The sequence below is a fragment of the Margalitia sp. FSL K6-0131 genome, assembly GCF_038008735.1.
Taxonomy (GTDB): Bacteria; Bacillota; Bacilli; order Bacillales; family Bacillaceae_C; genus Margalitia; species Margalitia shackletonii.
Genome location: NZ_JBBOZS010000001.1, coordinates 2112046 through 2124059 on the forward strand (window position 1 = coordinate 2112046; position 12014 = coordinate 2124059).

Sequence of the window (12014 nt, forward strand, 5' to 3'; positions counted from 1 at the left end):
AAGGTTGTTATCTAGATTTCATATACAAAAGAAATAAAATTTAAGAAAAGAGCCTTTGAAAGGGAGTTGTGAGAAATGGTTAAATTGGGATCACATGTTTCCATGAGTGGAAAAAAGATGCTACTTGCAGCTAGTGAAGAAGCGGTATCGTATGGTGCTAATACATTCATGATCTATACTGGTGCACCTCAAAATACAAGACGGAAAAAAATTGAAGACTTGAATATTGAGGCTGGACAGGCACACATGAAAGAGCATGGTATTGATGAAATTATTGTTCATGCACCATATATTATTAATATTGGAAATGCAGTAAATCCGAATACTTTTGAACTTGGAGTAAATTTTCTTCGATCCGAAATCGAACGGACAGAAGCCATCGGTGCAAAACAAATCGTTTTACATCCTGGAGCACATGTAGGCGAAGGCACAGAAATAGGAATTAAGAAAATTATTGAAGGTTTAAATGAAGTTTTAACTGGTAATGAAAAAGTCCAAATCGCCTTAGAGACTATGGCAGGTAAAGGATCTGAATGCGGACGTTCCTTTGAAGAGCTTGCTCAGATTTTTGATGGTGTAAAACATAATGATCGATTATCAGTTTGTTTTGATACATGTCATACTCATGATGCTGGATATGATGTTGTCCATAATTTCGATGGCGTATTAGATGAATTTGATAAAATTCTTGGGATTGATAAAATGAAAGTACTGCACATCAATGACAGCAAGAACATATGCGGAGCAAGTAAGGATCGTCATGAAAATATTGGTTTTGGTCATATTGGCTTTGATGCTTTAAGTTATATTGTTCACCACGATCAGTTGAAGGACATTCCGAAAATACTTGAAACGCCATATGTAGGGGAAGACAAAAACAATAAAAAAGCGCCTTATAAGCATGAAATTGCGATGTTAAGGAATAAAAAATTTGAGGAAAATTTATTAGAAACCATCATGAATGATTAATAAGAAGATCGGATTAGCCTCCGATCTTCTTATTTTTATTACTTGGTAAATTGCACTAGAACCTTATTTATTTCTTTAGCTATTTCAGGACTCGTAAGCTTTGCTACATCTTTAACAGCCTTTGCTCTGTCACTGTCACTAAAAATATTGAGATTTTTACCTCGTAAGTAGGCTGCAATTTTACTGGCATCCGCTTTCGTTAATTTAACATTAAATTGTTTTGCATACTTAAGTAATTCATCACCTGTGATTATGTTGATTTTGTAATTAATCACATTTTGTAATAATTTCATCGCACATCACTCCCTCCTTGAAACATATGAAGGGGACACAAAAAATGTTCCTATTTTTATAGGCAATTTCCCAAACGAAAACAATATTTTGCAAGGAAAAAATTTTACAGACTGCTTGATTTGAGGTATACTCATAAATGTTCTAAATCGGAATGATTATTATCGAAAGGGAGAACATTCTTTGGAAAATCCGATTATTAATGTAAAAAATATCAGCTTTCGATACGAACGTGAAAATATTATTGAAAATATAAACCTATCTGTACTATGTGGAGCTTTTTTTAACGCTTGTTGGTCCAAATGGATCAGGTAATTCCACTTTGTTAAGTAGCCGCAAGTATGAGATTTTTGTGAAGGGGTTTAAACAAACGATTTAAATTCCATTATTCTTTGAGAGATATCTGTTATCAATGGATTAATAAACGGATTTTATTTAATTTGGCTCACAAGTGGAACCATTGTGATGATTTCCATTATATTATTACTAATTTCTTTTCTCATAAAACGCACTGGAAACCATTTATTAACGACAAGGGAAGAAGAGGTGTAATGTGGCATGCACTTAGCAGAAGCTATGCAAACACTTAAGGAAAAAGGGTATAAGCATACGGGGAAACGAGAACAAATGCTAGAGCTATTTGCTTCCAATAATAAGTATTTAACTGCAAAAGATGTTCTAGAATATATGAAAGAGGATTATCCGGGTTTAAGCTTTGATACAATATATCGCAATCTGTCCTTATTCGCTGAGTTAGAAATCCTAGAAGCCACGGAGTTATCTGGGGAAAAGCACTTTCGATTCAGTTGTTCGACGAATAATCACCATCATCATTTTATTTGTTTGGATTGCGGAAAAACGAAAGAAATTGAAATTTGTCCGATGAATCATATTGAGGAAGATATGAAAGGATATGAAGTATCAGGACATAAATTTGAAATTTATGGCAAATGCCCTGATTGTATAACCCATCATCAAATGTAAAAAATCATAAGGAGTATGTTTCCTTATGATTTTATTTTAACCCAATTATTTATCCAAGCATCTGCCTCGCTCCAATTTTTTACTCTAATAACACCTTCAGGAATGGGATCTCGGTTATATGGGGTATCAAACAAAATAACTGGAATGCCTAATTCTTCATGAATCATGACAGCATTATCATGTTTATCCTCGAAGAATACATCTACATTATATTTTTTTGCCGTTTCCACTTTATGATGGGATCCAATTAATTCAATATGGTGATATTTAATATCATTTTGATTAAACCAAGTATTTGTTACTTCAAGAAGATTCGAACTCCTTGCACTGATAAAATATAATTCAAATTCTTCTTTCCATTTATTTAAAACCTCTTTTGCTCCCACTGCAAGCGGTGACTGTGCGTAAATGACCGGTTCTGTTTTAATGAACCATTCATAAAATTCATCAGCAGGGATATCAATAACATTTGTTAGTTCATACTCTGTGATATCATCCAACGTTAAATTTAATTGATATTCTTTGTTGATGAATGGCAATAGTGCATCTGGACTTGTAACCGTGCCGTCTATGTCAATGCCAAATCTCTTTTTCATAAAGATGATACTCCTTAAGCGTAATTTTTAAATAAGCTAAAAATGCTACTAACAAAGTTTAACATATAATGTATAAACCTGCGAAAAATATTGTATTTTTCCTTTAAATAGTTGCGTAATAACTCAACGGTATAAATAGGCTTTGAAAAGCACATATTATAAATGCTCCTGCTCTTACTCTAGAAAGTGAGGGGATAGCATTGAAAGAAGATACACGTTATGACAAGCTTGATAATGAAGTACTTGATGTCGAAGATGATCACGATATACATGATGCAGAAGATTTAGATAACATGTATGGAGCTCGAAAAGTCGACGATAATCATCATGATTTTGATGAAGAAGCAGCTGCAGAAATTGCAACACCTGTTCAAATGAATCGGTATGAACGATATGAGGATAGGGAAGATAATGACAGGAATGATGTGGATACTGGTGGTCGGGCAATTGGCTGGGCCGCTTTAGCATTATCGATCATATCATTATTTGTGTTACCGGTAATATTAGGTGCAGCAGCAGTTGTTCTTGGTTTTGTAGCCCGTCATAAGGGTGCTGGAACCTTAGGGGCATGGAGTATTGGTATTGGGGTCGTTTCCATCATCATAGGGATATTTGTTCTTCCATTTTTTTAAATGGAGTTCCATTTGTATCGTAGGAGCTAAAAAAAAGAGCGTGCCAATTGGCCACGCTCTTTTCTTACTGATTTAGTTCTGCTGCTTGTTTTTTAAAGTACTCTTCAGCTACAATATCGATTTCTTTCTTCAATTCCTCTACCATTGTTTCTTCAGGAACCTTTCGAACAATTTGCCCTTTACGGAACAATAATCCTTCTCCTCTTGCCCCGGCAATTCCAATGTCTGCTTCTCTTGCTTCACCAGGTCCGTTTACCGCACAACCAAGCACGGATACTTTAATTGGAGCTTTTATTTTTGAAATATATTCCTCTACTTCATTTGCAATACTTATTAGGTCGATTTCAATTCTTCCGCATGTTGGACAGGAAATTAATGTTGCCGCATTTGAGGAAAGTCCAAATACCTTTAATAACTCTCTGGCAACTTTTACCTCTTCAACAGGGTCGGCACTTAAGGAAATACGCAGTGTATTACCGATGCCTTTATTTAAGATTGCACCAAGTCCCGCTGCACTTTTTACTGTTCCGGAGAATAACGTTCCTGATTCAGTAATACCAAGATGAAGTGGGTAGTCAAATGCTCTTGCAGCTTTATCATATGCTTCAATTGCAAGATTAACATCTGAAGCTTTCATAGATACAATAATATCGTGGAAGTCGAGATCTTCCAGGATTTTAATATGATGTAAGGCACTCTCTACCATGCCATCAGCAGTAGGGTATCCATATTTTTGTAAGATATGTCTCTCTAAGCTTCCTGCATTAACTCCAATACGAATCGGAATACCGCGTTCCTTCGCAGCTTTTACAACTTCTTCAACTTTTTCCCTTTTTCCAATATTACCAGGATTTATTCTGATTTTATCTACTCCGCCTTCAATTGCTTTTAAAGCTAAACGATAGTCAAAATGAATATCCGCAACTAAAGGAATATTGATTCGTTTTTTTATTTCTGGAATTGCATTTGCTGCACGTTCATCCGGGCATGCAACCCTAACAATTTGACATCCTGCTTCTTCTAAGCGTTCAATTTGACGTACAGTTGCATCCACATCATGTGTTTTGGTTGTTGTCATACTTTGAATAAAAAGTTCATTACTGCCGCCGATCGTCAAATTTCCGACTTTTACGGGGCGTGTTTTTGAACGATGTATAAGTTCACCCAAGGGTTTTCTCTCCTTTATATTTAACAACTCATATGATAATTAAATTAATATACACATAAGTATTTTATCACTTCTATTCAAATTGACAAGAAATACCCACTCACCTTTTTTTGTAAACGGGAAATTTATATTCCTGCCCAATCTGAATCTCCTCGGGTTTAATACCATTATTTAATTTTTGAAAATCATGGATAACTTTATTAATTGGTACAGAAAGCGGTCCTTTTTCTAATTGCTCGACTATTGTTAGAACAGTCTCACCAGGCTCGACTTCTTTTAGTTGAAATGGAACGGTCGGTTTAGCGGTTGTTTCTTGGGGAGTTTTTACCTCTGAAGCATGTGTTGCGGCGGGAATCGTTCCAATTTTTAAATCATAATAGACACTATATAGGACAATGATTGCTACAATTAAGGCTACGAATTTTTTCAAAGTGAATGCCCCCTATGGATTGGATATATCATGTATATATGCTTGTCCAAGGGGAGATATGACTGTAAAACGAAAAAAATTTTCTAATGATGAATAAATCCGCTAGCATATAAGCGTTAAAAATAGAATATTTTACAAAAAAATTACCGAAAATCATTTTCAAAATGAAAAAAACTGGCGTCTGCCAGTTTTTTTAAGGGATAAGAAAGTATAAAATTTTTCAACATCTAAATAATTTAACAAGTTTAATCTTGTCTAGCTACAGCGCCTATCGGCTAGCGGATTTCTCCGTCTCCTCCCTACGATAAGTCAACATCAATTGAAAATGGAAGTGCTATTTTCACTTGTTCGTGAACTACCTCACTGTGTTTCCTTTATCTCGAGCCTGCGACTACGAAATCCGTACACCGATGAGCAAGGCACTTGCGCTTTTCTTATGCATCTATCTTTGGTTTCGGTATTTCACGAATAGTTAAATAAAGGAATAGAAGAGAAACGAACCAATCAATGAACATGCCACCTGGTACGCCAGTATTTAATAAGTCCATTAGCATAAAAAAGATGGTTGATAATGTAATACTGTGTGCAGATAGCCGCCATCCTTGACGATAACTTAGTTTTCTTCCGAGTGTCTGGGCGAATAATGCTCCAATGCCTGCAAATATAGAAATTTTGATAAACCCTAATGCTGAGACAAACAAATAGTAGAAAAGAAAAATGATTGGTATGGCAATCCACATAACACCCTTTAATGAATTGATAAAGCTGTCAATATCTTTATTCGTCACCTTCATATTCTCGAGAGCAGTATAAGGGAAGGTTTGGACTTGTCCATTAGCTACAATGACAAACTCGTGTTTTAATAGCCCAACAGAATTACCTTTTTCTTGGACATCATTGGTACTTAAGTCACCAGTCGGATCAAATACGATAGTAACATTATTTTTGGGGATAATTATCGGACTGCTTTGTTTAGAAATTAGGTCTCCGTTTGATATGGTAAAAGACGGAAGGTCCTCTAAGAAAACTTGTTTCCCTTCTTCTAAAGCAGTTGCTGCCATTTTTGAAAAATGATAGATGCCTGGTAAAATGGATATAAACATGATTATAAATACATAAAAAATCGTTTTACCGATACCAAGAAATCGATACTTTGCAACTTCTTTTGGGGAATATAGACTCTTAACGAATCTGGTAAATATGTTCACACATTTCACTTCCTTTATATTTTAAGCTGATTATGTATATTGTTGATTTATAGCCTTATGCGTTCACGTTAACGGGTTTAGTAACTTTAGAACGAAAACTATCGTAAATGTGGACGCTTAAAGCGGTAAGAACATCAGCAATATTATTCAAGAGTAGTTTTAAACTCCGCTATTTTCCATTGTAATAATAAAAGTTCATTATGTTAAGTATTGTTTTCTACTTTCCGTGAAAAAGGATGATGAAAAATGGAAGTTCTATACTGGATCATTATCACCGTAGTTTTTGTTATTGCTTTTATAGGTTTGGTTTATCCTATTATTCCTAGTGCGATATTTATGCTTGGAGGATTCCTGCTTTATGGCTTATTCTTTACATTCAGCCCATTAAATTGGTTATTTTGGAGCATCGAGGTATTATTCATTATTTTGTTATTTAGTGCCGACTATGTATCTAATTTAATTGGAGTAAAAAAGTTTGGCGGCTCCAAAGCGGGAGTGTGGGGAAGTACAATCGGATTAATTGCAGGCCCATTTATTATTCCGGTTGTCGGAATACTTATTGGACCGTTTCTTGGAGCGGTTTTAGGAGAGTTACTTGTGAACCGTAAACCGATTAAATCAGCCATTAAGATAGGGATTGGTTCACTTCTTGGATTTATAAGCAGTGTTATTACAAAAGGTTTTATTCAGATTTTAATGGTTGGATATTTTCTATTTGTTGTGCTGTAAAAATTCTAAAATTTTTATCAAAAATATAGTGCAACATATTTGATTGCTTTGCATAAATTTGTTAATCTTAAGTGGAAGAAAATTTGAATCATTTAGGTTCAAAATTGATACATAAGGAGGAGTATTAAAATGGCATTTGAATTACCGCAATTACCATACGCATATGATGCTCTTGAGCCTCATATTGACAAGGAAACAATGAATATTCACCACACAAAGCATCACAATACTTATGTAACTAACTTGAACAATGCACTTCAAGGTCAAGATGAATTATTAAACAAATCTGTAGAGGATTTAATTTCTAATTTAGACGCTGTTCCAGAAGCAGCTCGTACTGCTGTACGCAATAATGGTGGCGGACATGCAAACCACTCTCTATTCTGGAAGCTTCTTTCTCCAAATGGAGGCGGTGAGCCAACAGGAGCATTAGCAGACGCAATCAATAGCAAGTTTGGCAGCTTTGATAAATTCAAAGAAGATTTTGCTGCTGCTGCAGCTGGACGTTTCGGTTCAGGCTGGGCTTGGCTAGTTCTAAACAATGGTGAATTAGAAGTTACTAGTACACCAAATCAAGATAATCCGTTAATGGAAGGAAAAACTCCATTATTAGGATTAGATGTTTGGGAACATGCATATTACTTGAATTATCAAAACCGTCGTCCTGACTACATTAAAGCATTCTGGAATGTAGTGAACTGGGACGAAGTTTCTAAGCTTTACGAAGCAGGAAAATAATGAAAAAAAGCATCGGACCATTGGTTCGATGCTTTTTTGTATTTATACATTACTTCTTTTATAGCCAACTTATAACTTCTAACATTCTTATGTATAATGTCACCCCTTTTTCTAAAAAATATAAAGGATGAAAAAGGGGAGTTTTAAATGAGTAAATTACAAAAGCTGTTAGGTGAGGTTGAATTAACAAGGGATTTGACCTTGTTACTGCTTATTGGTGGCTTGTATTCGATCAGTATTTCTTTATCCAATACGTTCGTCAATATTTATTTATGGAAGCAATCCGGAAAATTTTTGGATTTGGCAATTTATAATTTATCTGTTGTTGTTTTACAGCCGCTTACATTTATATTGGCAGGCAGATGGGCGAAAAAAATTGACAGGGTGATTGTGCTAAGGATTGGTGTTACTTTTTTAGCACTTTTTTATTTATCTGTTCTCTTTTTTGGGAGTAACGCATCCCATTTTATTATCATTTTAGGCGGTTTATTAGGAATAGGCTATGGCTTTTATTGGTTGGCGTTTAATGTTTTAACGTTTGAGATAACGGAACCGGAAACAAGAGATTTTTTTAATGGATTTTTAGGGACATTAAATTCGGCGGGGGGGATGATTGGACCAATATTAGCTGGATTCATCATTTCTAGACTTACCTCCAACATTGGTTATACCATTGTATTCGGTCTTTCTTTATTACTGTTCGGTGTAGCAGTAGTAACGAGCTTTTTTTTAAAGCGCAGACCAGCCCACGGCAGTTATTTATTTAAAAGGATTTTGCAAGAAAGAAAAAATAATCAAAATTGGCGTTTAATCACAAATGCCCATTTTGTTCAAGGATTACGAGATGGAACCTTTGTATTTGTTATTTCGGTATTTGTTTTTATATCAACAGGAAGCGAATTTGCACTTGGAACGTTTGGCCTTATTAACTCTGGAATATCCTTTATTGGCTATTCTCTTGCTTCAAGGTTGATTAAAACCAAATACCGCAAAAAGTCGATATTATTAGGAGGCTTGTTTCTATATTTAGCTATTTATGTCATCGTGTTCGAAGTCACATTTCCGCGGTTATTAATTTATGGAGCCATTATTGCTCTTGCGTACCCAATGATATTAGTTCCATATATTTCGATGACATATGATGTAATCGGTAAAGGTTGGAAAGCAGCTGAAGCAAGGATAGAATATATTGTTGTCAGGGAGCTTTTTCTTAATTGTGGTCGTGTCGTCTCCATCCTATGTTTTATTTTTGCTATCTCCTTCTTTAATGAGCAAAAAAGCATTCCAATTTTACTAATGATTATCGGTGCTGGTCATTTATGCATATCCCTTTTTATCAGACGAGTAAAAATTCAATCATCGGGTTAATAACAAGACAGTCGACTTTAGTCGATTGTCTTTGAATATTTTTTGACAATAGGTAATCCATTCGTACTTTTCTTGATTCTACCTGTAGAATAATAAGGCTTGTTCCTTTACAATATAAGAATGAATAATTAAATGCAGGAAGGACCCGAGAACATTGAAGAAAACGAAAAAAAAGAAAAGGACACATGTTCCATTAAGGCTGAATATGTTGTTTTTTGTTGTTTTTGTGCTATTTTCCTGTTTAATTCTTCGGCTGGGAATTGTTCAAATTGTACATGGTCAAGATTATAAACGAGAGATTGCACGCACGGAAGATGTAACAGTAGATACATCCGTTCCGAGAGGGAAAATTTATGATCGAAATCATAAATTGATTGTTGGAAACAAACCGTTGAATGCAATAACGTACACTAGATCAAAAACAACATCACAAGAAGAAATGCTCAATGAGGCAAGAAAATTAGCAACATTAATAAAGAAAGACTCACCTGATGATTTAAAATCCATTACGGTAAGAGATCGTAAAGATTATTGGATTATGCTTAATCCAGATAAAGCGAAAGCTAAAATTACAGATGCAGAATGGAAGAAGTTAAAAGACGGTAAATTAAGTGACAGCGATATTTATCAAATGCAATTAGATCGAATTACAGATAAAGAAATCAATTCATTTTCTAAACAACAGCTTGCAGTTCTAGCTATTTATCGGGAAATGTCCAGTGGTTATGCACTTTCTCCGCAAATTATTAAAAATAAGAGTGTTACTCCAAAGGAATTTGCGGTGGTTAATGAAAACTTGAGCTCACTGCCAGGGGTAGATACTACTACCGATTGGGAACGCTACAACGTATTTAAAACTGATACGGGTGATGCTGTTCTTGGTTCCGTTCTTGGAAATGTGTCTTCGTCCAAGGAAGGTTTACCAAAAGAGCTAGTCGATTATTATCTATCACGCGGCTACAGTCGTAATGACCGCGTTGGTAAAAGTTATCTGGAGTATCAATATGAAGATGTTCTTCAGGGACAAAAAGAAAAAGTTAAAAATAAAACGGATAAATCAGGGAATGTTCTTGAATCTGAGGTTGTCAGCAAGGGAAAAAGAGGAGACGATTTAGTCTTATCTATTGATATTGACCTTCAGCAGCAAGTGGAGAAAATTATCGAAAAAGAGTTGGCTAAAAATAGGCCAGGGCATCGATTTTCAGATAGGGCCTTTGTCTCTGTTATGGATCCAAATACGGGTGACCTTTTAACAATGGCGGGAAAACAATATGTCACTGATCCAAAAACAGGCAAGACCGTGTTAGCTGATTATGCATTAGGAAATATGACTACTTCTTATTCACCGGGATCTGTTGTAAAAGCAGCAACCGTATTAACTGGCTATCAAACGGGAGTTATTCATCCTGGTGAGGTGCAAGTTGATCAACCTTTACAATTTGCAGGTACAAAGGTAAAGAAATCCTGGACACCATATCCGATGGGGCCAATAAGTGACTTAACTGCTTTAAAACGGTCATCCAATGTTTACATGATGTTAATCGCCATGAAAATTGGCGGACAATATCATTATGTACCGAATGGCCCATTAAGTATAGATAAATTAGATGCAATAAAAAAACTTCGATATAATTTTAATCAATTTGGTTTAGGAGTCAAAACTGGAATTGATTTACCAGGTGAATCATCTGGGTTCGGAGGCGGAATTCCAAAAGAATCTGGTAATGTATTAGACTTTGCGTTCGGACAATATGATACTTATACTCCATTACAGCTTGTACAATATATTTCGACTATTGCTAATGGTGGGTATCGAATTCAACCTCACATTGTCAAGGAAATTCGTGAACCAAGTGATAAATCAGATGAATTAGGCCCAATTATCGATGAGATTAAACCCAATGTACTAAATACTTTATCCATGAAAACATCATGGATTGATCATGTCAAAAAAGGATTATGGGAAGTAGTGAATGAGCAAGGCGGTACAGCTCATGGTTATATCGATAGTAAGTATAAGGTAGCAGCGAAAACAGGAACTGCTCAAGGGTTATATGATGGTCCAAAAGCTAATGAATATTGGAAAAAGAATGAATTACCACCGATGACGTGGAATCTAACCTTTGTCGGTTATGCACCATATGATCACCCGGAAGTTGCAATTTCTGTTGTTGTACCTTGGGCATATGAAGGAATACAAAAGGATCCACATATCAATTTAGAAATTGCAAACCAAGTATTTAAAGCCTATTTCGACTTAAAAGAAAAACGATCAAAAGAAGGACTTGATCAATCTGACTCAACTCAAAAGGTTGAAAATGCTAATGATGCAAAAATTACAAACAAAGATATGTTAAAGAATTCAGGTTCTGCATATTAACAGACTTTAAACCGCAATGTTAAATGATTAACGCCTCCTGAAAATTGTTATACACAATAAGGGGGCATTTTTTTGTTACATCTACTTAATAAGATAAATTAACTGCTGTACACCGTAATTTAGAAGAAAGAGGAAGTTCTGTTTCGATTGTGATACCATTGAGGTACATCAATAAGAAAGGTATAACCTAGGGAATGCATTATCAAATCAAGCTGCAAAAGGAATATAATAAAATCATCTGCATGTTAGCATCGCATGATACCGTTTTTCCCAAAAAAGCTGTCATTTCAACTGCGAAAGAAAACATGACCGAAACCAACTAGAATTTCTAGTGGATGATAAAATAGCCACGTATGTTTTTGATCGTTCTTATGTAGACTACGAACGTTTTGATTAGATATCAGATGTGGCTACCTCTTCGTTTCAAGATTGAAGAAATATGCACTCATTCGTGAAGGTGATTCTTTTTCACTTCACTATGGTAGTACCATTCAATCTGACAAAATGGTTTACATTAGCAC

General features: G+C 35.2%; 12 protein-coding genes and 1 pseudogene. 8 read left to right on the plus strand and 5 right to left on the minus strand.

Annotation, left to right across the window (positions count from 1 at the left end; all coding sequences use genetic code 11):
* Window positions 1–75 precede the first annotated feature (75 nt).
* A complete protein-coding gene (locus NSQ59_RS10220; RefSeq protein ID WP_340831037.1) occupies window positions 76–969 on the plus strand; it encodes a deoxyribonuclease IV in 894 nt (297 codons plus the stop codon).
* 38 nt (window positions 970–1007) lie between these two features.
* Here the strand turns inward: NSQ59_RS10220 and NSQ59_RS10225 are convergent, their stop codons facing one another.
* Window positions 1008–1262, minus strand: coding sequence for a DUF2624 domain-containing protein (locus NSQ59_RS10225; RefSeq protein WP_055739257.1), 255 nt, complete (start codon window positions 1260–1262; stop codon window positions 1008–1010).
* A gap of 181 nt (window positions 1263–1443) precedes the next feature.
* Between NSQ59_RS10225 and NSQ59_RS27905 the strand changes: the two are divergent.
* Both NSQ59_RS27905 and NSQ59_RS10230 read left to right on the plus strand, forming a co-directional pair.
* Window positions 1444–1588, plus strand: a pseudogene (locus NSQ59_RS27905) (zinc ABC transporter ATP-binding protein); the annotation flags it as partial.
* Between the two features lie 230 nt (window positions 1589–1818).
* The gene (locus tag NSQ59_RS10230) at window positions 1819–2244 is read left to right on the plus strand and encodes a Fur family transcriptional regulator (protein WP_055739258.1); all 426 of its coding nucleotides are present in this window, start codon (window positions 1819–1821) and stop codon (window positions 2242–2244) included.
* Between the two features lie 23 nt (window positions 2245–2267).
* Here NSQ59_RS10230 and NSQ59_RS10235 read toward each other — a convergent pair whose 3' ends face one another.
* The gene (locus NSQ59_RS10235; protein ID WP_055739259.1) at window positions 2268–2840 is read right to left on the minus strand and encodes a hypothetical protein; all 573 of its coding nucleotides are present in this window, start codon (window positions 2838–2840) and stop codon (window positions 2268–2270) included.
* A 200-nt stretch (window positions 2841–3040) separates the two neighbouring features.
* Here NSQ59_RS10235 and NSQ59_RS10240 point away from each other — a divergent pair, with 200 nt between their 5' ends.
* Window positions 3041–3472: a DUF4190 domain-containing protein gene (locus NSQ59_RS10240; protein WP_340831041.1), complete on the plus strand. Its 432-nt coding sequence runs from the start codon at window positions 3041–3043 to the stop codon at window positions 3470–3472.
* 64 nt (window positions 3473–3536) lie between these two features.
* On the opposite strand, the gene ispG is transcribed toward NSQ59_RS10240, so the two are convergent.
* The 3 genes from ispG to NSQ59_RS10255 form a co-directional block, all read right to left on the minus strand.
* Entirely contained in the window at window positions 3537–4640 is a 1104-nt protein-coding gene (gene ispG / locus NSQ59_RS10245) for a flavodoxin-dependent (E)-4-hydroxy-3-methylbut-2-enyl-diphosphate synthase (protein WP_055739260.1), read from the minus strand.
* Window positions 4641–4740: 100 nt separating this feature from the next.
* Window positions 4741–5070, minus strand: coding sequence for a hypothetical protein (locus tag NSQ59_RS10250; protein ID WP_055739261.1), 330 nt, complete (start codon window positions 5068–5070; stop codon window positions 4741–4743).
* 434 nt (window positions 5071–5504) lie between these two features.
* Entirely contained in the window at window positions 5505–6278 is a 774-nt protein-coding gene (locus tag NSQ59_RS10255) for a DUF1189 domain-containing protein (protein ID WP_055739262.1), read from the minus strand.
* Window positions 6279–6524: 246 nt separating this feature from the next.
* On the opposite strand from NSQ59_RS10255, the gene NSQ59_RS10260 reads away from it, so the two are divergent.
* The 4 genes from NSQ59_RS10260 to NSQ59_RS10275 all read left to right on the plus strand — a co-directional run bounded on the left by NSQ59_RS10260 (window position 6525) and on the right by NSQ59_RS10275 (window position 11493).
* Window positions 6525–7007: a DUF456 domain-containing protein gene (locus tag NSQ59_RS10260; protein ID WP_340831044.1), complete on the plus strand. Its 483-nt coding sequence runs from the start codon at window positions 6525–6527 to the stop codon at window positions 7005–7007.
* Between the two features lie 129 nt (window positions 7008–7136).
* The gene (sodA, locus tag NSQ59_RS10265) at window positions 7137–7745 is read left to right on the plus strand and encodes a superoxide dismutase SodA (RefSeq protein WP_055739264.1); all 609 of its coding nucleotides are present in this window, start codon (window positions 7137–7139) and stop codon (window positions 7743–7745) included.
* A 147-nt stretch (window positions 7746–7892) separates the two neighbouring features.
* Window positions 7893–9113: an MFS transporter gene (locus NSQ59_RS10270; RefSeq protein ID WP_340831045.1), complete on the plus strand. Its 1221-nt coding sequence runs from the start codon at window positions 7893–7895 to the stop codon at window positions 9111–9113.
* A 154-nt stretch (window positions 9114–9267) separates the two neighbouring features.
* Window positions 9268–11493, plus strand: a complete 2226-nt coding sequence (locus NSQ59_RS10275) for a peptidoglycan D,D-transpeptidase FtsI family protein (protein ID WP_340831047.1) — start codon at window positions 9268–9270, stop codon at window positions 11491–11493.
* Window positions 11494–12014: the final 521 nt, after the last annotated feature.